General features: G+C 56.7%; 19 protein-coding genes. 14 read left to right on the top strand and 5 right to left on the bottom strand.

From position 1 onward, the window contains the following. Positions 1–164 precede the first annotated feature (164 nt). Complete coding sequence (locus tag ACL2XJ_RS14325) at positions 165–752, bottom strand: ACP phosphodiesterase (RefSeq protein ID WP_132927850.1); 588 nt, start codon at positions 750–752, stop codon at positions 165–167. A gap of 104 nt (positions 753–856) precedes the next feature. Between ACL2XJ_RS14325 and queA the strand changes: the two genes are divergently transcribed. The 5 genes from queA to secF all read left to right on the top strand — a co-directional run bounded on the left by queA (position 857) and on the right by secF (position 6,367). Next, a complete protein-coding gene (gene queA / locus ACL2XJ_RS14330; RefSeq protein WP_413723623.1) occupies positions 857–1,930 on the top strand; it encodes a tRNA preQ1(34) S-adenosylmethionine ribosyltransferase-isomerase QueA in 1,074 nt (357 codons plus the stop codon). Positions 1,931–2,032: 102 nt separating this feature from the next. After that, positions 2,033–3,181 (top strand): tRNA guanosine(34) transglycosylase Tgt, encoded by a 1,149-nt coding sequence (gene tgt / locus ACL2XJ_RS14335; RefSeq protein WP_132922966.1) that lies wholly within the window; start codon positions 2,033–2,035, stop codon positions 3,179–3,181. Next, entirely contained in the window at positions 3,182–3,514 is a 333-nt protein-coding gene (gene yajC / locus ACL2XJ_RS14340; RefSeq protein ID WP_132922965.1) for a preprotein translocase subunit YajC, read from the top strand. 27 nt (positions 3,515–3,541) lie between these two features. Continuing rightward, complete coding sequence (gene secD / locus ACL2XJ_RS14345; RefSeq protein ID WP_132922964.1) at positions 3,542–5,389, top strand: protein translocase subunit SecD; 1,848 nt, start codon at positions 3,542–3,544, stop codon at positions 5,387–5,389. A 9-nt stretch (positions 5,390–5,398) separates the two neighbouring features. After that, a complete protein-coding gene (gene secF, locus ACL2XJ_RS14350; RefSeq protein ID WP_132922963.1) occupies positions 5,399–6,367 on the top strand; it encodes a protein translocase subunit SecF in 969 nt (322 codons plus the stop codon). Positions 6,368–6,605: 238 nt separating this feature from the next. Here the strand turns inward: secF and ACL2XJ_RS14355 are convergent, their stop codons facing one another. Next, on the bottom strand, positions 6,606–7,196 hold the full coding sequence (locus tag ACL2XJ_RS14355; RefSeq protein WP_203522410.1) for a DUF3251 domain-containing protein: 591 nt from the start codon (positions 7,194–7,196) through the stop codon (positions 6,606–6,608). A 176-nt stretch (positions 7,197–7,372) separates the two neighbouring features. Here ACL2XJ_RS14355 and nrdR point away from each other — a divergent pair, with 176 nt between their 5' ends. From nrdR to pgpA, 6 genes are all read left to right on the top strand, one after another. Further along, entirely contained in the window at positions 7,373–7,822 is a 450-nt protein-coding gene (gene nrdR, locus ACL2XJ_RS14360) for a transcriptional regulator NrdR (RefSeq protein ID WP_132922961.1), read from the top strand. Between the two features lie 9 nt (positions 7,823–7,831). Beyond that, entirely contained in the window at positions 7,832–8,956 is a 1,125-nt protein-coding gene (ribD, locus tag ACL2XJ_RS14365; protein WP_132922960.1) for a bifunctional diaminohydroxyphosphoribosylaminopyrimidine deaminase/5-amino-6-(5-phosphoribosylamino)uracil reductase RibD, read from the top strand. 85 nt (positions 8,957–9,041) lie between these two features. Continuing rightward, entirely contained in the window at positions 9,042–9,512 is a 471-nt protein-coding gene (gene ribE / locus ACL2XJ_RS14370) for a 6,7-dimethyl-8-ribityllumazine synthase (protein WP_132922959.1), read from the top strand. Between the two features lie 15 nt (positions 9,513–9,527). Further along, positions 9,528–9,947: a transcription antitermination factor NusB gene (gene nusB, locus ACL2XJ_RS14375; protein ID WP_132922958.1), complete on the top strand. Its 420-nt coding sequence runs from the start codon at positions 9,528–9,530 to the stop codon at positions 9,945–9,947. A 67-nt stretch (positions 9,948–10,014) separates the two neighbouring features. Next, positions 10,015–10,992: a thiamine-phosphate kinase gene (gene thiL / locus ACL2XJ_RS14380; RefSeq protein WP_413723624.1), complete on the top strand. Its 978-nt coding sequence runs from the start codon at positions 10,015–10,017 to the stop codon at positions 10,990–10,992. Between the two features lie 4 nt (positions 10,993–10,996). Continuing rightward, the gene (pgpA, locus tag ACL2XJ_RS14385) at positions 10,997–11,497 is read left to right on the top strand and encodes a phosphatidylglycerophosphatase A (protein WP_132922956.1); all 501 of its coding nucleotides are present in this window, start codon (positions 10,997–10,999) and stop codon (positions 11,495–11,497) included. A 190-nt stretch (positions 11,498–11,687) separates the two neighbouring features. On the opposite strand, the gene ACL2XJ_RS14390 is transcribed toward pgpA, so the two are convergent. Beyond that, positions 11,688–12,662 carry an aldo/keto reductase gene (locus tag ACL2XJ_RS14390; protein ID WP_132922955.1) on the bottom strand — a complete coding sequence of 325 codons (975 nt, stop codon included), beginning with the start codon at positions 12,660–12,662 and terminating at the stop codon, positions 11,688–11,690. A gap of 235 nt (positions 12,663–12,897) precedes the next feature. Here ACL2XJ_RS14390 and ACL2XJ_RS14395 point away from each other — a divergent pair, with 235 nt between their 5' ends. Further along, complete coding sequence (locus ACL2XJ_RS14395) at positions 12,898–14,154, top strand: dicarboxylate/amino acid:cation symporter (protein ID WP_132922954.1); 1,257 nt, start codon at positions 12,898–12,900, stop codon at positions 14,152–14,154. A gap of 97 nt (positions 14,155–14,251) precedes the next feature. On the opposite strand, the gene ACL2XJ_RS14400 is transcribed toward ACL2XJ_RS14395, so the two are convergent. Continuing rightward, positions 14,252–15,202, bottom strand: a complete 951-nt coding sequence (locus tag ACL2XJ_RS14400; RefSeq protein WP_243701450.1) for an AraC family transcriptional regulator — start codon at positions 15,200–15,202, stop codon at positions 14,252–14,254. A gap of 160 nt (positions 15,203–15,362) precedes the next feature. Here ACL2XJ_RS14400 and ACL2XJ_RS14405 point away from each other — a divergent pair, with 160 nt between their 5' ends. Together ACL2XJ_RS14405 and ACL2XJ_RS14410 are read left to right on the top strand one after the other, a co-directional pair. After that, positions 15,363–16,253, top strand: a complete 891-nt coding sequence (locus tag ACL2XJ_RS14405; RefSeq protein ID WP_413723625.1) for an oxidoreductase — start codon at positions 15,363–15,365, stop codon at positions 16,251–16,253. Positions 16,254–16,895: 642 nt separating this feature from the next. Then, positions 16,896–17,750 carry an inverse autotransporter beta domain-containing protein gene (locus ACL2XJ_RS14410; protein ID WP_413723626.1) on the top strand — a complete coding sequence of 285 codons (855 nt, stop codon included), beginning with the start codon at positions 16,896–16,898 and terminating at the stop codon, positions 17,748–17,750. Positions 17,751–17,795: 45 nt separating this feature from the next. Here the strand turns inward: ACL2XJ_RS14410 and dxs are convergent, their stop codons facing one another. Next, positions 17,796–19,658: a 1-deoxy-D-xylulose-5-phosphate synthase gene (gene dxs, locus ACL2XJ_RS14415; protein WP_132922951.1), complete on the bottom strand. Its 1,863-nt coding sequence runs from the start codon at positions 19,656–19,658 to the stop codon at positions 17,796–17,798. Positions 19,659–19,682: the final 24 nt, after the last annotated feature.

Here is a 19,682-nt window from a genome sequence, read left to right on the forward strand (position 1 = left end):
TCGCAGCTAATGGATAAAGCCATTGGCGCCGATTGATGAGATAGTTTTTACCTATTAATTTGATTAGTATTTTATTTTTATATTACAAAATAACCCTTTGCGATACAAGGGAAAAACGTTAAAGATTTTATTTCATTCCAGTAACAATTAGTGCTGTTTTTTGTTTACAAGGTAAATGCGCCCTGATGCGCCAGCTGCAACATATCCGGGTAAAGTTGCCAAAAACAGGCCTCCAGCGCCGGATAATGTTGTTCAATTTCCGGGTAAATTTCCCCCAGCGCGGCCAGTCTGGGCCGCCGGCTCGCCATGCCCGTCAACACCTGCGCTAAAAAAGGCCGCTGGGCATAACGTTCGAGCCAACGTTCACGCCAAAGATAGGCATTAAGCGAGCGGAACGCTTCCGGCGTTTGCGGCAGCGCCGGCGTAATCACCGCTTCGGCCTGCAGCACGAACCGGCGTAACGGTACGTCCGGCACGACCCGGCTCCAGTGGAGCGCCAGAAAATGATCCCACACCACGTCCAGCGCAATGGGCGCCACCCGCCGGTAATCGGCGCTGAACAGGGTTTTGGCGGATTTCACCACCGTATGGCTATCGGTAAGGGTATCAATGCGCCGGTGCATGCGGATACCGGCCACCACTTCGGCGGAATAAAGTCCGTCGGGGTTGCCGCGGACAAAATCCGCCATCAGATTGCCTAATAGCGAGCTGTGCGCCACGGAGGCGAGATGGAGATGAGCAAGAAAATTCATTGCAAGAGTATAAGGTAAAACACCGGCAAAGCCGCTTATTTCTTGCAGGCCGCGCTGCATAGCCCTAGACTAAGCCGCCTGTTTTTTGTCTTAAGTGAACTGGAATGCGTGTCGCCGAATTCTCATATGAACTTCCTGAGGCCCTGATTGCCGACTATCCCCTGCCGGAACGCAGCGCCTGCCGCCTGCTGGCGCTGGACGGCCCCTCCGGCGAGATGACGCACGGCGTATTTACCGATCTGCTGGATCGGTTGGCGCCCGGCGATCTGCTGGTATTCAATAATACCCGGGTGATACCGGCCCGGCTGTTCGGTCGTAAGCTCAGCGGCGGCAAAATCGAAGTGCTAGTGGAGCGGGTACTGGACGATCATCGGGTATTGGCCCATGTGCGCGCGTCCAAGTCGCCTAAACCCGGCGCCGCGCTATTGCTCGGGGATGATGAAAGCATCGCCGCCACCATGGTGGCGCGCCATGATGCGCTGTTTGAGCTGCGCTTCGATGACGACCGGGATGTGCTGACGCTGCTGAATGCCGCCGGTCATATTCCGCTGCCGCTCTATATCCATCGCCACGATGAGGAAACCGACCGGGAGAGCTACCAGACGGTTTACAGCGAACGTCCCGGCGCGGTGGCCGCCCCTACCGCCGGCCTGCATTTTGACCAGCCCATGCTGGATGCCCTGCGGGACAAAGGCATTGAAATGGCCTTTGTCACCCTGCACATCGGGGCGGGCACCTTTCAGCCGGTGCGGGTTGAAAACCTTGAAGAGCATGTGATGCATTCGGAGTATGCCGAAGTCCCGCAGGAAGTGGTGGATGCGGTGCTGGCATGCAAGAAGCGCGGCAACCGGGTCGTCGCTGTGGGCACCACCTCGGTACGTTCCCTTGAAAGCGCCGCGCAGGCGGCCCGGGGGGCGGTTATCGCGCCGTTTTTCGGCGATACCGATATATTTATTTTTCCCGGCTATCGGTTTCGCATTATCGATGCGTTAATAACAAATTTCCATTTGCCGGAATCGACCCTGATTATGCTGGTATCGGCGTTTGCCGGCTATAAACATACCATGGCGGCTTATCATGAGGCCGTGGCGCTGGAGTACCGTTTTTACAGTTACGGCGATGCCATGTTCATCACCCGTAACGATTTGGCCGCCCTGGACGCCATTGGCGAACGGTAGGCCGCAACCCCGCCGGAGGCGAAATGCCGCCCGGCTTTGCTGCCGCTGCGAACGCAGCCGGCATAAACTGCATCGGACTGTTTCTCCGGTGTCGGAGGCTGAGTGAAGTACGAATTAATCAAAACTGACGGCCGGGCGCGCCGCGGACGCCTGGTATTCGAGCGCGGCGTGGTGGAAACCCCGGCGTTTATGCCGGTGGGCACCTACGGCACGGTAAAGGGCATGACTCCGGAAGAGGTGGCTGAAACCGGCGCGCAAATCATCCTGGGCAATACCTTTCATCTCTGGCTGCGTCCGGGGCAGGAGATCATGAAACTGCACGGCGATCTGCATGATTTTATGCAGTGGCACGGTCCGATTCTCACCGATTCCGGCGGCTTCCAGGTGTTCAGCCTGGGGGATATTCGCAAGATAACCGAAGAGGGCGTGCATTTTCGCAATCCCATCAATGGCGATGCGATATTCCTCAGTCCGGAAAAGTCGATGGAAATCCAGCATGACCTGGGTTCGGATATCGTGATGATATTCGACGAATGCACGCCATTTCCCGCCGAACATGACTATGCCCGCAAATCCATGGAGATGTCGCTGCGATGGGCGGAGCGAAGCCGCCGCCGTTTTGACGAGCTGGGAAACAAAAATGCGCTGTTCGGCATCATCCAGGGCAGCGTTTACGAAGATTTACGAGATGTTTCGGTAAAAAGACTGGTAGAGATCGGCTTTGATGGTTACGCTGTGGGCGGCCTGGCGGTGGGTGAGCCGAAAGCGGATATGCACCGCATTCTCGAGCACGTCCTGCCGCAGATTCCGGCTGACAAACCGCGTTATCTGATGGGCGTGGGTAAACCGGAAGATTTGGTGGAGGGCGTGCGTCGCGGTATCGATATGTTCGACTGCGTGATGCCGACGCGTAATGCGCGCAACGGTCATTTATTTGTCACCGACGGAGTGGTGAAAATCCGCAACGCCAGTAACAAAAGCGACACATCGCCGCTGGATGAACATTGTGATTGCTACACCTGTCGCAATTATAGTCGCGCTTACTTGCATCATCTCGACCGTTGCAACGAAATACTCGGTGCGCGTCTGAATACCATCCATAATCTGCGGTATTATCAGCGTCTGATGGCGGGTTTACGCCACGCTATCGATGAAGGTAAATTAGAGCAGTTTGTTGACGAATTTTATGGCCGGGTTGGAAAACCCGTTCCGCCTTTAGTCGTTGAGTTAAATTACAATGAGGGAATTTAAATGAGCTTTTTCATTTCTGACGCCGCTGCCGCAGCAGGCGGGCCGTCCCAGGGAAGTCCTTACTCTCTGGTGATTATGTTAGTGGTATTTGGCCTGATATTTTATTTCATGATCCTCCGTCCGCAGCAAAAACGCACCAAGGATCATAAAAAGCTGATGGACTCCATCGGCAAAGGCGATGAAGTACTGACCACCGGCGGTCTTGTGGGTCGCGTGACCAAGGTCGCGGATACCGGCTATATTGCGATAGCGTTGAACGATACCAATGAAGTGGTTATCAAACGTGATTTCGTGGCCGCTGTCTTGCCGAAAGGTACGATGAAAGCGCTGTAATTGTCGATTTTCCCGAAGGGAACTGCCGTGTTAAACCGTTATCCTTTATGGAAGTACATCATGCTTATCCTGGCACTTCTCGTCGGGCTGCTGTATGCGCTTCCGAACCTCTATGGTGAGGATCCGGCCGTACAAATCACTGGTGCGCGGGGTGCCGCCGCCAGTGAGACGACGCTGGTTCAGATCCAAAATGTCCTAAAAGAACAGAATATCGCCAGCAAGTCGATCGCCCTGGAAAACGGCGCCATCCTGGCCCGTTTCTCCAATCCGGACGTGCAGCTGCGCGCTCGGGAGGCGTTATTGAGCGCTCTTGGCGAAAATTATGTGGTGGCATTGAACCTGGCCCCGGCCACCCCCCCCTGGTTGGCCATGATGGGGGCCGAACCCATGAAACTGGGTCTTGATCTGCGCGGCGGCGTGCACTTCCTGATGGAAGTGGATATGGATACCGCCCTGGGCAAGCTCCAGGAACAGACCATGGACGCCTTGCGCTCGGATCTGCGTGAAAAAGGCATCCCTTATGCCACGGTGCGCAAAATCGAAAATTACGGCACCGAGGTGAATTTCCGCGACGGGAATTCCCGCGATCAGGCGGTCAGCTACCTGGTCCCGCGCCACCGCGATCTGGTGATCAACAGCACCGGCGATACCGGGCTGCGCGCGGTCATGGCGGACACCCGCCTGCGGGAAGCCCGTGAATATGCGGTGCAGCAGAACATTACCATCCTGCGCAACCGCGTTAATCAGCTGGGTGTGGCCGAGCCGCTGGTACAGCGCCAGGGCGCGGACCGGATAGTGGTTGAGCTGCCGGGTATCCAGGATACCGCGCGCGCAAAGGAAATCCTCGGCGCCACCGCGACGTTGGAGTTCCGCCTGGTGAATACCACTGTTGATCGCAGCGCGGCCGCCAGCGGCCGGGTGCCGGGTGATTCCGAAGTGAAATATACCCGCGACGGCCAGCCGGTGGTGCTCTATAAACGGGTCATCCTCACCGGCGACCATATTACCGATTCCACCTCCAGCGCCGACGAATACAACCGCCCGCAGGTCAATATCTCCCTCGACAGCACCGGCGGCACCAATATGTCCAATTTTACCAAGGACAATATCGGCAAGCCGATGGCAACCCTGTTTGTGGAATACAAGGACAGCGGCAAGAAAGACGCCAACGGCCGGGCTATCCTGGCCAAACAGGAGGAGGTTATCAATGTGGCGACCATCCAGTCCCGCCTGGGTAACAGTTTCCGTATCACCGGCATCGATAATCCGAACGAAGCCCGCCAACTGTCGCTATTGCTGCGCGCCGGGGCGCTGATTGCGCCGATTCAGATTGTCGAGGAACGGACTATCGGCCCGACGCTGGGCATGCAGAACATCACGCAGGGTCTGGAAGCCTGTCTGTGGGGGCTGGTGGCATCCATCATCTTTATGGTGGTGTGGTATCGCAAGTTCGGCCTTATCGCCACTACTGCGCTTATCGCGAACCTGGTGATGATCGTGGGCATCATGTCTTTACTGCCCGGGGCGACGCTTACCATGCCCGGGATCGCCGGGATTGTGCTGACGCTGGCGGTGGCGGTGGATGCCAACGTGCTGATTAACGAGCGTATCAAAGAAGAGCTCAAGAACGGGCGTACCGTTCAGCAGGCTATTCATGAAGGTTATAAAGGCGCCTTCTCCAGTATCGTCGATGCCAACGTGACTACGCTTATCACCGCGATTATCCTGTACGCGGTGGGCACCGGTTCCATCAAGGGTTTTGCCATAACCACCGCTATCGGGGTCGCCACCTCGATGTTTACGGCGATTGTCGGCACGCGCGCCATCGTGAACCTGCTTTACGGCGGTAAACGTATCAGCAAACTGTCTATCTAGGAGTGCGTTGTGGCTCAGCAACATAGAGTTGAAGATTTAAACTACGGCCGTAAAGTCTATGACTTTATGCGCTGGGATTACGTGGCATTCAGCATTTCCATTACGCTGTTAATCATTTCCGTCGCGCTGATGGCCACCCGTGGATTTAACTGGGGGCTGGATTTTACCGGCGGTACGGTTATCGAGCTGAACCTGAGCAAGGCCGCCGATCTGGATGCCATGCGCGGCGCGTTGGAGCATGCCGGTTTCAAGGATCCGCTGATCCAGAACTTCGGCAGCAGCCGGGATGTGATGGTCCGCATGCCGCCGGTGCAGGACGGCGCCGGCCAGGAGTTGGGCAACAAAGTGCTGGGAGTTGTTAATCAGACCTTTGATTCGCAGGCCACCGTGAAACGTATCGAGTTCGTCGGACCCAGCGTCGGCAGCGATCTGGCGCAGGCCGGCGGCATGGCGCTGCTGGTGGCGCTAATCTGTATCCTGATTTACGTCGGCTTCCGGTTCGAATGGCGGCTGGCCCTGGGGGCGGTGCTGGCCTTGGCTCATGACGTGGTGATTACCATGGGTGTCCTGTCGCTGTTTCATATTGAAATCGATTTGACCATCATCGCCTCGCTGATGTCGGTGATAGGCTATTCACTGAACGACAGTATCGTGGTTTCCGACCGTATTCGTGAAAACTTCCGCAAAATACGGCGCGGCAGCTCTTATGAAATCATCAACGTGTCGCTGACCCAGACCCTGAGCCGCACCTTGATGACCTCGGCCACCACGCTGATGGTGGTGCTGATGCTGTTTATCTTTGGCGGCCCGATCCTGGCCGGTTTCTCCTTGACCATGCTGATAGGCGTCACCATCGGTACGGCTTCATCCATCTATGTCGCCTCGGCGCTGGCGCTGAAGCTGGGGATGAAACGCGAACACATGATCCAGCAGAAAGTCGAGAAAGAGGGCGCGGATCAGCCTTCGTTGCTGCCATAATTTAGCGGATTGCCAGCAGGACAAACCCCGCTTCGGCGGGGTCAGATTGCTGACAAACGTACCTCGAGTCAAAAAGGCGGGGCAGGCTGCCAGAAGAGTAAACCGTCCGCGCCAAGGATGGCGCGGATCGAGCCTACAAGGAGGTATTTACGGCGTGTTTACGATCTGGCGGTTTGCCCCGACCGAGCACTTTGCCAACAAGCCCACCCCGCTTCGGCGGGGTTTATTATATCCGCCGCTATTGCTGGGACAGTGGCTTGACGGCGTCGGGGGGCGGTGGGGAATCCGGGGATATTTTGATAATATCGTGCAGCCGGACAAAACCCACCTGTTCCGGCGCCAGTCCGCTCAGGCGCAGCTCGATGGCGGCGTCGGATTTCGGCAGCAGCGAGGCGGGCACCACAATGGACTGGCTTAGGGCATCGGCGGTCAGGGGTTTGCCGGTTGCGGGATCCACCTGGCCCCAATCCACCGTGGCGGAGAAAGGCGTCAACGGCTGATTGTCGGTGGTGCGGATACGCATTAGCGTCCTTGAACCATTTGCTTCCGTTTCAATCGGGCTCAGCGATACCTGAAGCTTGCCGACCTGGCTTTCCACCTCGGCGGCGGTTTGGGCGGCGGGATAAATATACACGCCGCTGGTGGACTGCGCGTTAAGGGCATTCTGCTGCATCAATGCCGACACCTGGTTGTTGAGGTAATCCAGCCGCTGGTTCAACTGGCCCATTTCGTTCTTCAGGGCGGGGGCGTTAGCGTTCGGTTGTCTGGCGCATCCGGCAAGCAACAGCAGGGCGACAACAACACAGGCCGGGCGGTAAGCGATTGTCATAGCAACAGTTTCCTTATTCTGCCGATAAATTACAGCTTAGCCCGGAACACCGTAAAAGTCATGAACTGAAAGGCAGGAGAATTCCGAGTCCTTTGCTTGCGGCCGGGGAAGGGCCTTTGTTGTCGCCACAGTTCGCGCTAAACTAGCATACCCCTATCAGCCGCACAGGAAGCTTTATGCATTGTCCTTTTTGTTCCGCAGTCGATACCAAAGTCATTGATTCCCGTCTGGTGGGGGATGGTTCCCAAGTCCGGCGCCGCCGGCAATGCCTGGTTTGCAACGAGCGTTTCACCACCTTCGAGGTGGCGGAGCTGGTATTGCCCCGGGTAATCAAAAGCAATGATATCCGGGAGCCATTCAATGAAGATAAATTACGCGGCGGCTTTTTGAAGGCGCTGGAAAAAAGGCCGGTCAATTCCGACGATGTGGAAATGGCCATCAACCACATCAAATCGCAGCTGCGCGCCACCGGCGAACGGGAAGTTCCGAGCAAAATGATCGGGAACCTGGTGATGGACGCGCTGAAAAAGCTGGATAAGGTGGCCTATATCCGTTTCGCGTCGGTGTATCGCAGCTTCGAGGATGTACGGGAGTTTGGCGAAGAGATTGCCCGTCTTCAGGATTAAGGTGGTGTTATGCAGCAGGATGAATATTACCTGGCGCGAGCGTTTGAACTGGCCCGCCGCGGACGTTTTACCACCACGCCGAATCCGAATGTCGGCTGTGTCATCGTGCGGGACGGCAAGATTGTCGGCGAAGGCTTTCACTACCGCGCCGGCGAGCCGCATGCCGAAGTGCATGCCCTGCGCATGGCCGGTGAGGCGGCTCGGGGCGCTACTGTCTACGTCACGCTGGAACCCTGCAGCCATCAAGGCCGGACGCCTCCCTGCGCCGATGCGCTGATTGCGGCGGGCGTGGCGCGGGTAGTAGTGGCCATGCAGGATCCGAATCCCCAGGTCTCGGGGCGGGGCATGCACCTGCTGCGGCAGGCGGGTATCGATGTCCGTCACGGATTGATGATGGCCGAGGCGGAAGAGGTGAACCTGGGTTTTCTAAAGCGCATGCGCACCGGTTTCCCTTATGTCCGGCTGAAACTGGCCGCATCGCTGGATGGACGCACCGCCATGGCTTCCGGCGAAAGCCGGTGGATAACCTCTACCCATGCGCGGGAAGATGTGCAATCTTTCCGTGCCCAAAGCTCCGCAATCCTGTCCACCAGCGCCACGGTGCTGGCGGACGATCCCGCCCTGACCGTTCGCTGGCACTCGTTGCCGGAACAGGTCCGCTTATGTTATCCCCAGTCCGAATTGCGCCAGCCGGTGCGGGTGATTATCGACAGCCGTAACCGCGTAACCCCGGCCCACCGGCTGATAGCCGAGGAGGGGCAAACCTGGCTGGCCCGCCTGGCGGCGGATAACCAGCCCTGGCCGTCATCCGTTGAACAAATCGCCATGCCCGCGGGAGATACCGATAACCCCCGCATCGATCTGGTGATCCTGATGATGCAATTGGCCCGGCGCCAGATAAACAGCGTCTGGGTCGAGGCCGGCGCCGCTCTGGCCGGTGCGCTGCTGCAGGCGGGGCTGGTGGATGAGCTTATCCTTTACCTGGCTCCCCGGCTGCTGGGGGACGGGGGCAGGGGGCTGTGCGTCCTGCCGGGGCTTGAGCGCCTGGCGCAGTCGCCGTCGTTTACGGTGGCGGATTTATGCCAGGTCGGACCGGATATCCGGGTACGGCTTAAACCTGGCTACGCGGATTAATTGGCCCGCGCAGCGGACAAAAGAATATGTTAGAATCCGCCCCCTCTTGGGGCAATTATCGCCATTTGCCAACTGAAGGAAAGCCATGAACGTTATCGAAGGTGTTATTGCCACTCCACAAGCCCGTATAGCGATCGCGATTGCGCGTTTCAATCATTTCATCAACGACAGCCTCCTTGAAGGCGCCATCGATGCCCTGAAACGTATCGGGCAGGTGAAAGACGACAATATCACCGTGGTCTGGGTCCCCGGGGCCTATGAATTGCCGTTGGCGGTCCGCGCGCTGGCGGACAGCAAGAAATTCGATGCCGTGGTGGCGCTGGGCACGGTTATTCGCGGCGGCACAGCGCATTTTGAATACGTTGCCGGCGGATGCAGCACCGGCTTATCCCGCGTGGCCCTGGACAGCGTATTGCCGGTGGCGTTCGGGGTATTGACCACGGAAAGCATCGAACAGGCGATTGAACGGGCCGGCACCAAGGCCGGCAACAAAGGTGCGGAAGCCGCATTGACCGCACTTGAAATGATTAACGTACTGAAAGCTATCAACGCGTAAGTAAAGGGGAATTTTGTGAAACCTGCTGCTCGTCGCCGTGCCCGTGAATGTGTCGTCCAGGCGCTTTACGCATGGCAAGTATCTCATAACGATATTGCCGAAATTGAAGTCCAGTTCCTGGCGGAACAGGATGTCACGGACGTTGATATCGCTTATTTTCGCGAGCTGTATTCAGGTACGGCGACGCATGCGGCGGAGCTGGATCAGCTGATGGCCCCTTATCTTTCACGCCAGCTTGACGAGTTAGGCCATGTGGAACGGGCTATTTTACGCCTGGCCTTGTACGAGTTAAGCAAACGCCAGGATGTGCCCTACAAAGTGGCGATCAACGAGGCCATTGAACTGGCCAAAACGTTCGGCGCGGAAGAGAGCCACAAATTCATCAACGGCGTACTGGACAAGGCGGCGCCCTATATCCGCCCCAACCGCAGGTAGCACGGCGGGTGAGAATGCTTGATCCGGCGTGCGCCGCGGTAGCGGGACAACTCAATTTGGATAGGTTATGGCCTGTGGCGAATTCGATCTGATTGCCCGTTATTTCGACCGGGTAAAAAGCGCACGCCGTGATGTCGTGATGGGCATCGGCGACGATTGCGCCCTGTTGTCGGTTGATGAAAAACGGCTGATTGCGGTCAGTACCGATACCCTGGTATCGGGCATCCATTTTTTGCCGACGATTTCGCCGGCGGATCTCGGCTATAAATCCCTGGCGGTTAATCTCAGCGATCTGGCCGCGATGGGGGCCGATCCCGCCTGGCTTTCGCTGGCGCTGACCCTGCCGGAGATGGATGAAAACTGGCTGGCCGCCTTTAGCGACAGCCTGTTTGAGCAATTGGACTACTACGGCATGCAGCTGGTGGGCGGTGATACCACCCGCGGCCCGCTGAGCCTGACCCTGACCATCCAGGGGCTGATTCCCGCCGGGCGCGCCATTCTTCGATCCGGCGCCCGCATCGGCGACTGGATCTATGTCACCGGCACCCTGGGTGACAGCGCCGCCGGCCTGGCCGTACTGCAAGACCGGCTTATGGTGGCGGCCGCCCCCGACCGGCAATACCTCCTTGAACGCCATTTACGGCCGCAGCCGCGCATTTTGCAAGGTCAGGCCCTGCGGGATCTGGCCAGCTCAGCCATTGATTTATCGGACGGCCTCATATCGGACCTGCGGCATATTCTCGACCGCAGCGATTGCGGCGCGCGCATCCATCTGGAAGATCTGCCTTATTCCACCGCCCTGCGCCGCCAGGTCTCGCCGGACCAGGCGCTGCGCTGGGCGCTCAGCGGCGGGGAAGATTATGAACTCTGCTTTACCGTGCCCGAAATCAATCGCGGCGCGCTGGATGTGGCGTTAGGACATGCGGGCGCGGATTTTACCTGCATCGGCCAAATCGGACCCCGCAGCGAAGGCCTGCAGCTACTGCGGGATAATCAACCGGTAGACCTTGATTGGCACGGTTATGACCATTTCAACCGGGAGTGACGCCATGACCAGCGAAGTGACGCTCGGCATCAGCCGGATCAAACTGCGTAATCCCTGGCACCTGATGTCCACCGGTTTCGGCAGCGGACTGTTTCCCTGGATGCCGGGCACCGTCGGTTCGCTGGCGGCCATACCTATCTGGTGCCTGATGACTTTCCTGCCCTGGCAGCTTTACTCCCTGGTGGTGATGCTGGCCATCTGCCTGGGGATCTATGCCTGCCATAAAACCGCCAAAGATATGGGCGTGCACGATCACGGCTGCATCGTCTGGGATGAATTTGTCGGAATGTGGATTACCCTGATGGCCCTGCCGGTGAACGACTGGCGCTGGGTGCTGGCGGGATTTCTGCTGTTTCGCGTGCTGGATATCTGGAAGCCCTGGCCCATCCGGTGGTTCGATCGTGAAGTTCACGGCGGCGTGGGGATCATGATCGACGATATCATCGCCGGCATCGTCGGCGCCGGGCTGATCTATATGCTGGGCCACCATTGGCCTTTGTTTTAAGCCGATACCGCAGCCCTCCGCAACATCCTAAACACCGGACATGAATAGATCGTGTTAAAGGGAAACCGTGCTGATGGGGTCGAATCGGGCGTGGTTTTCCCGCCCGACCGAGCGCCCCACAGCGCGGTAAGCCCGCTATCACCGAACGCGCAGCGAGCCTGTTAAAGGGAAACCGTGCTGATGTGACCGTCTAGGCAAATCCCACCGGATAATGCGGGACATAGGCGGTTTCCAGCTCGGCAATGTCCTGCTCGTCCAGCGTCACATCCAGAGCACCGACCAAATCAGCGAATTGATCCGGACGGGATGCGCCGATAATCGGGACGGTCACCGCCGGCTTGCTCAACACCCAGGCCAGCGCGACCTGCGCCCTGGAAACGCCGCGGGTATCGGCTATCACGCCCACGCGCTCGGCTATACGGGCATCCACCTCTTCAGTACGGGTATACATCGCCGTGAGCACCTCATCTGAAACCGATCGGGCGGTGGTCTCACCCCAGGGCCGGGTCAGCTTGCCGCGGGCCAACGGGCTCCAGGGCAGAACAGCGATATTTTCAAACTGGCACAGCGGATGCATCTCCCGCTCTTCCTCGCGCTGGATCAGATTATATTGATCCTGCATGGTGACAAACCGGGTCCAGCCGTGCAAATCCGCCGTATATAGCGCGCGGGCAAATTGCCAGGCGTACATTGACGATGCGCCGATAAAACGCGCCTTGCCGGCCTTCACCACATCGTGCAGCGCCTCAAGGGTCTCTTCCAGCGGGGTATCGTAATCCCAACGATGGATTTGCAGCAGATCCACATAGTCGGTCCCTAAACGGGTCAGACTATCGTCAATGGACTGCATGATTTTTTTACGCGACAGCCCCTTGGGCAAATTGCTCATTTCGTTAAACACTTTGGTGGCCAGCACGATCTGATCCCGCTGGGCAAAATCCTTTAATGCCCGGCCGACGATTTCTTCACTGCTGCCGTCGGAATAGCTATTGGCGGTATCGAAAAAGTTGATGCCCGCGTCCAGCGCCTGTTTGATCAGCGGCCGCGAGCTCTCTTCGGGCAGGGTCCACGCATGCTTGCCCCTTGCGGGATCGCCAAATGTCATACAGCCGAGGCATAAACGGGAAACACGAAGATTGGTCTGGCCGAGCGTGGTAAACTGCATGATTATCTCCTGGATAGGCGGCGGTGCCTTAATGAATTTATTATAGCGGCGTTTAACCATCGGAGGCGATGGTAAATGCGATGTGCAACCGGCAGTCAACCGGTTAATGATTTTATTTGTTTCGTTTTTTTGATGTGCTGCAGGGAAATTTATTCTTCATCAAGGATGATTATGCGACTAAATCTTATCTTCTCACCACTATATACGCTTCAGGGAACTGATCAGCGGGAAATATATGTCTAAATCTAACAAGTTAACCACTTTCATCCTGGCATTCATGGTGCTGGGCATCATCGTCGGCGCTCTGGTTCATCAGTTTGCGTCTGTGGACAGCGCTCGCGCCTATGCCGATAACGTCGCGCTGCTCACCGACGTTTTCCTCCGCTTAATAAAAATGGTTATCGCGCCTTTGGTCTTTACCACATTGACGGTGGGTATCATGAGCATGGGAGACACTTCCGCCATCGGAACTTTGGGCGGCAAGGCGTTTCTCTGGTTTATCTCCTCCTCGGTCGTCTCGATCCTGCTGGGCCTGGCGGTGGTGAGTATCATCCAGCCCGGGGCGGGCCTCAATCTGCAGGTGCCGGCGCAGGCGGTGAATACCGGACTGGCCACCGACGGCATGTCCCTGAAAACCTTTATCGCCCACACTTTCCCCACCAGCATAGTTGATGCCATGGGGCACAATGAAATATTGCAAATCGTGGTGTTCTCGCTGTTTTTCGGCATTGCCGGCGCGTCGCTGGGGGAGAAATTCAATAAGCCGCTGGCGGACGGTCTGAATGTGGTATCGCACATCATGCTCAAGGTCACCGGCTACGTCATGTATATGGCGCCCATTGCGATATTCGCCGCCGTGTCGTCGGTTATCGCCAACGAAGGGCTGGGCATCCTGAAAAGCTACGCGTCGTTCATCGGCGGCTATTACCTGGCGATCCTGCTGTGCTGCGTTATGATGGTGGGCTTTTGTTATATTGTTCTGAAGTCCGCCACCTTCCGGCTGATAAGCCTGCTGAAGGAGCCGGTGATACTGGCTTTCACCACCAGCAGTTCGGAAGCCGCCTATCCGAAAACCCTCGAACAGCTGCGCCGCTTCGGCTGCCCGAACAATATCGCCTCGTTTGTCCTGCCGCTGGGCTACTCCTTCAACCTGGTGGGCTCGATGATCTATTGTTCGTTTGCCTCGATGTTTATCGCCCAGGCCTACAACATCCACCTCACCGGCGCGGAAGTCGCCATGTTGATGCTCACCCTGATGATGGCGTCAAAAGGCATCGCCGGCGTGCCGCGTTCGGCCCTGGTGGTGCTGGCGGCCACCATCCCGAGCTTTAATATTCCGGTGGCGGGTATCTTGCTGCTGATGGGCATCGACCATGTGCTTGATATGGGGCGTTCCGGTATCAATGTGCTGGGGAACGGTATCGCCACAGCCATGCTATCCCGCCCCGACGCACAGGAAGCGGTGGCGGGGGAGTGGCAGGAAAATCATTGATATACCGATAGATTAAAGTGGCGGCGGCCAGGAAAGGCGGAGCTCATGGATGAGCCGCGTAACGCCGCCGAACGCCTGCAGCTTGAATGATGACGGGTCAGTGCGACGAGATAAAGCCGGAAGCCGTATGCGGCGGGGGCAGGGCGAAATTCGCTTTCATGCGTTTGGCTTCCTCCTGCGGGCTTTGGCCGAATAACCGTTTAAACTCCCGGCTGAATTGCGACGCGCTTTCATAGCCTACATCCAGGCAGGCCGTCGCCGCGGTCATATTGTTGCGCACCATCAGCAGGCGCGCCTGATGCAAGCGGATGGATTTTAGGTATTGTATCGGCGTTGTGTTGGTGACCGACTTGAAATGGCTATGGAATGTGGGCACGCTCATACCCGCTTCGCCGGCCAGCCGCTCGACGTTGAGATCCTGGCTGAACGAGGCGTGTATGCGCGCAATCGCCTTGGCAATCTTGCCGAACCGGCCCTGCATCAGCAGCGCTGCGCGCATAGAACTACCCTGTTCGCCGGTAAGCACATGGTAATACAGTTCCCGCACCAGGGACGGGCCGAGGATCTCCGCCTCCAATGGCCGGTTCATGGCTTCCAGGAAGCGCAGTACCGATTCGCTGAACCGCCGGTCCATGGGCGTGGAGATCATGCCCTGAGGCCTGGCCTGGACGCCGGTGTAGCGCTGGTCAATGCGGATCATCAAATCCGCCGCCACCTTGAAATCAAGATGCATATAGATAGCCAGCAGCGGTTGTTCCGGGCTGGCATCGGTTTCCATGGTAAAGGGCACCGGCACCGACACGGCGAGATAATGCTGACGGTCATACAGATAAACCCGGTCGCCGAAAAACCCCCGCTTCCTCCCCTGGCAGACGATCACGATGCCCGGATCATATAATACCGGCGTGCGGCTTAGCGGACGGTTGGAGCGCAAAAAGCGCACATCAGGCAGCGCCGTCAGGTTATAGCCCTCCTCCGGAGCCAATTTCCCCAGCAGTGAAACCATGCGGTCCTGCAACGAGGCGTCGTTGCCGTCGGTCTTTTCCATCCTGTTTTCCTTTTATCGGCGTCTGGGCGCATTATGCCATAGCTTGCCTAGAATATTTACTTGTTCATAGGATTAGGCAAGATAAACAGAACAACAGACAGCCGTTCTATTCTCGCTACGGGATATCATGCAACTCCTCTCTCACTATTGGGTGTTGAAAATGAATGATTCCGTAAAAAACGACGCATCTTTACATGAAAACGCGAAAACAACGGGCCCGACTGCCGCCAAAACGCTATTGATAACCGGCGTCAGCAGCGGGTTCGGGCTGGCCTTGGCCAAAGCAGCTCTTGCCGACGGGCATCGGGTAATAGGAACGGTACGAAGCCCGGCGGCAAAGGCCGACTTCGAAGCATTAAACCCGGCGCAGGCATTCGGACGGATACTGGATGTTACCGATATTGAACTTATGGATAGTCTGATAGCTGATGCCGAGTCATTGCTGGGCCCCATCGACGTTCTGGTGAATAATGCCGGCTACGGTCATGAGGGGGTTTTTGAAGAATCGCCGCTGGCGGACATGCGGCGCCAGTTTGATGTCAACGTGTTCGGCGCCGTGGGGATGATCAAAGCGGTATTGCCCTCTATGCGCAAGCGGCGCGCCGGCCATATTGTCAATATCACCTCCATGGGCGGATTCATTACCATGCCGGGTATTGCGTATTACTGCGGCAGCAAATTCGCCCTGGAAGGCATATCCGAGGCGCTGGGCAAGGAACTGAAGCCGTTTAACATCGCCGTTACCGCCGTGGCGCCCGGTTCTTTTCGCACCGACTGGGCGGGACGCTCCATGGTACGCTCGCCGCGCAATATCGCCGATTACAACGCGATATTCGATCCCATCCGCAAAGCGCGCGAGGAAAAAAGCGGCCATCAGCTCGGCGATCCCGCCAAAGCCGCGCAGGCCATCTTGAGGCTGATTGAAAGCCGGGAGCCCCCCGCCCATTTGTTGCTGGGCAGCGACGCCCTGGCGCTGGTACGGGACAAACTGGCGCAATACGCGCTTGAGATTGACGCCTGGGAAAAGGTAACCCGATCCACCGACGGTTAGCCCAATGCGCCGTAAGGCTTCGCCCGGGACGGACTGAACTCAACATTTAGACTTTTCCGGGTTCACTTCAACCGCGGGCGGGAAGATAAAACCAACAGAGTCGGCGAATCATCTGGCGGCCCGCCCTGGCGCTATTGCCCAATGAATAGTCCTCGGCGGCGCCATTCATTTTAAATACGATTGTATTATAATTCCTCCCCATTCAAATTTGCTAAATAATTCGTTTGATATCTATATAATTTAGTTCCCGTTAATAAGGTTGCCAGGCCTTTATTACCTATGTCTGCCCTTTATTTTAATAAGCCATGCTTCTATTAATTTAAAATTAAATCAATAATAGATAAGTATTGTTGTGCAATACAAATAATAAAAAATAATATCCTGTTAATTGTGTTTTTAATATGTATATTAAATATGGCATTAGATAAAAATATACTAAGTGTTGGGAACTCGTGATTCTTTATTTTGGGGGGCGTCAATATGTACAGGATGGCTTATGATTCAGCCGATCGTCCAATTAAAAATCCTCATCTTGGTTACGCTTTTTTACTCTATCCTTTACTTCACCGCGGCCTGTATGCATGGGTTATAATAGCTATAACGGTGCCTTTCTTTTTGGCGGCGTCCCCTAAGGCGGCCGTGGTGAATAACCCTGCCGGTGCTAACGATAGTTTAACGGCCGGCGGGGAGGCTTTCTTCGATGGCGACGACAAATCCGCCAACCTTGCCTCTTTTGCGCAATCGGCCAGGGAATCATCCAGTCAATTCGGCAGCGCCCGGTTTCAGTTTAATGCAGACGATGATTTTCATTTGAACGGCAGTTCTGTCGATCTGCTGGTGCCCTTTGATAACAGGCCAAATACGATGTTGTTCACTCAATTAAGCGGTCGTCACCGGGACAGCCGCAATACGCTGAATCTGGGCGCCGGCGCCCGCCTGTTTACCAATAACTGGATGTTCGGTTTAAACTCGTTCTTCGATAATGATTTTAGCGGCACAAATCGGCGTATGAGCCTGGGTGCCGAACTCTGGACCCACTATGTTAAATTATCTTCAAACCTTTATTACCGAATAAAAAACTGGAGCCACTCCCCTGATTTGGAGAATTTTGATGAGCGGCCGGCCTTCGGTTACGATATGCGGGGCGATGCCTATTTGCCGTTCTTTCCCCAATTGGGGGCTCGCATGGTATTTGAGAAGTATTATGGCGACGGGGTGGCGCTGTTCGATAAAAATAAACGGTTGGACAGTCCCCGGGCGCTGATTGTCGGTCTTAATTATACGCCGATTCCCCTGCTGACGCTGGCGGTTGAGCAGCGCGTCGGCAGCGGAGATCAAAGCGAGGATCGTATCACTTTGCAAATAAATTACCGGCTGGGCCTGTCCTGGCGGGAACAATTCAATCCGCGGGGAGTAGCCTCCCTTCGAACCCTGGACCTCAGCCGATATGATTCGGTGGAGCGCAATGGCGATATGGTGCTCGACTACCGGCGGTGAATATTGTCCGGTGCGGCAGGCGCTATTCTTGCCGCCGGTGAGGGCTCACGCCAGCCAATGCTGTATCTGGCTCAGAATACCAACGCTGTCCAGGCCGATATCGGCGCGGATTTCCTGCTGGGAGCCCTGTGGAATAAACCGGTCGGGCAGGCCGATATTCAATACCGGCACCATTAGCCGCTTGCGCATCAGGAATTCATTCACCGCGCTGCCGGCCCCGCCCATGACCGCATTCTCCTCCAGCGTCACCAGTACTTCATGGCCGGCGGCCAGTGACTCAATCAACTCCTCGTCCAAGGGCTTCACAAAGCGCATATCCACCAGGGTAGCGTTTAGATGCCGGGCCGCGATGTCGGCTTCCTGCAGCAGGGTGCCGAAATTGAGCAGGGCGATTTTCTCCCCTTGGCGCCGGATAATCCCTTTGCCGATGTCCAGCGGCGCCAGCGGCGAGAACGCCGCGCCGGTGCCGTTACCCCTGGGATAACGCACCGCGCTGGGGCCGGCTTCATAATGGTAGCCGGTATGCAGCATCAGGCGGCATTCGTTTTCGTCGCTCGGCACCATAATCACCAGATTGGGAATACAGCGTAAAAAAGACAAATCAAACGCGCCCTGATGGGTCGGCCCGTCTGCCCCGACGATACCGCCGCGATCGATGGCGAACAGCACCGGCAGACGCTGAATGGCCACGTCATGAATCACCTGATCATAGGCCCGCTGTAAAAAGGTCGAGTAGATCGCCACCACCGGCTTATAACCGCCGATGGCCAAACCGGCGGCAAAGGTGACCGCATGCTGTTCGGCTATGGCTACATCGAAATAGCGATCCGGATATTGCCGGGAAAACGGCACCATGCCGGATCCTTCCCGCATGGCCGGCGTTATCGCCATCAATTTAGGGTCGGCGGCGGCGGTTTCACACAGCCAGTTGCCGAAAATGGCCGAATAGGTGGGCAGGCCTTCGGCGCTCTTGGGCAGCGTGCCGATTTGCGGATCGAACTTCGGCACCGCATGCCAGCCAATGGGATCTTTTTCCGCCGGGGCGTAGCCTTTGCCTTTTTTGGTCATGATATGCAGGAACTGCGGGCCTTTCCTGCCGCGCATATTTTTCAGGGTATGCACCAGCCCCAGCACGTCATGGCCGTCAACCGGCCCGATATAATTAAAACCCAGCTCTTCAAACAGGGTGCCGGGCACTACCATGCCCTTAATGTGCTCTTCGGTACGCTTGACCAGTTCTTTAATGGGCGGGATGCCGGACAGCACCTTTTTGCCCCCTTCCCGCAGGGTGGAATACAGCTTGCCGGACAGGATTTGAGCCAGGTGATTGTTCAGCGCGCCGACGTTCTCCGAGATGGACATTTCGTTATCATTCAGGATAACCAGCAGATCCGGTTTGATGTCGCCGGCGTGATTCATCGCTTCAAAGGACATGCCGGCGGTAATGGCGCCGTCCCCAATCACGCAGACCGTACGGCGGCCTTTGCCTTCATGCTCCGCCGCCACGGCCATGCCCAGCCCGGCGCTGATGGACGTGGATGAGTGCCCCACGGACAAGACGTCATACTCGCTTTCGCCGCGCCAGGGAAACGGATGCAGGCCGCCCTTTTGACGGATGGTGGAAATTTTTTCCCGCCGTCCGGTAAGGATTTTATGGGGATAAGCCTGATGGCCCACATCCCAAATCAGATGATCAAAAGGCGTGTTATAGACATAATGCAGCGCCACGGTGAGTTCCACGGTACCGAGTCCCGAGGCGAAATGGCCGCTGGAGCGACTCACGCTGTCGAGCAAAAACTGCCTGAGTTCATCGCAGAGTTTCAGCAAACTCTCTTTGGGCATCAGACGCAGCTGCGCCGGAATTTCAGCTAAAGCCAGGGTCGGGTACTTTGTTATATCAAGACTCATTGGATACTCATACCTGAGGTAATA

It is taken from the genome of Sodalis sp. RH16, from assembly GCF_047324245.1.
Classification (GTDB): domain Bacteria; phylum Pseudomonadota; class Gammaproteobacteria; order Enterobacterales; family Enterobacteriaceae; genus Acerihabitans; species Acerihabitans ligni.

Excerpts from the sequence above, each read along its gene's own strand:
- pgpA (WP_132922956.1), top strand. The coding sequence starts at position 10,997 with ATGACCAGCGAAGTGACGCTCGGCATCAGCCGGATCAAACTGCGTAAT.
- ACL2XJ_RS14355 (WP_203522410.1), bottom strand. The coding sequence starts at position 7,196 with ATGACAATCGCTTACCGCCCGGCCTGTGTTGTTGTCGCCCTGCTGTTG.
- ACL2XJ_RS14390 (WP_132922955.1), bottom strand. The coding sequence starts at position 12,662 with ATGCAGTTTACCACGCTCGGCCAGACCAATCTTCGTGTTTCCCGTTTA.
- queA (WP_413723623.1), top strand. The coding sequence starts at position 857 with ATGCGTGTCGCCGAATTCTCATATGAACTTCCTGAGGCCCTGATTGCC.
- ribD (WP_132922960.1), top strand. The coding sequence starts at position 7,832 with ATGCAGCAGGATGAATATTACCTGGCGCGAGCGTTTGAACTGGCCCGC.
- ACL2XJ_RS14400 (WP_243701450.1), bottom strand. The coding sequence starts at position 15,202 with ATGGAAAAGACCGACGGCAACGACGCCTCGTTGCAGGACCGCATGGTT.
- ACL2XJ_RS14395 (WP_132922954.1), top strand. The coding sequence starts at position 12,898 with ATGTCTAAATCTAACAAGTTAACCACTTTCATCCTGGCATTCATGGTG.
- thiL (WP_413723624.1), top strand. The coding sequence starts at position 10,015 with ATGGCCTGTGGCGAATTCGATCTGATTGCCCGTTATTTCGACCGGGTA.
- yajC (WP_132922965.1), top strand. The coding sequence starts at position 3,182 with ATGAGCTTTTTCATTTCTGACGCCGCTGCCGCAGCAGGCGGGCCGTCC.
- dxs (WP_132922951.1), bottom strand. The coding sequence starts at position 19,658 with ATGAGTCTTGATATAACAAAGTACCCGACCCTGGCTTTAGCTGAAATT.
- ACL2XJ_RS14405 (WP_413723625.1), top strand. The coding sequence starts at position 15,363 with ATGAATGATTCCGTAAAAAACGACGCATCTTTACATGAAAACGCGAAA.
- ACL2XJ_RS14325 (WP_132927850.1), bottom strand. The coding sequence starts at position 752 with ATGAATTTTCTTGCTCATCTCCATCTCGCCTCCGTGGCGCACAGCTCG.
- ribE (WP_132922959.1), top strand. The coding sequence starts at position 9,042 with ATGAACGTTATCGAAGGTGTTATTGCCACTCCACAAGCCCGTATAGCG.
- nrdR (WP_132922961.1), top strand. The coding sequence starts at position 7,373 with ATGCATTGTCCTTTTTGTTCCGCAGTCGATACCAAAGTCATTGATTCC.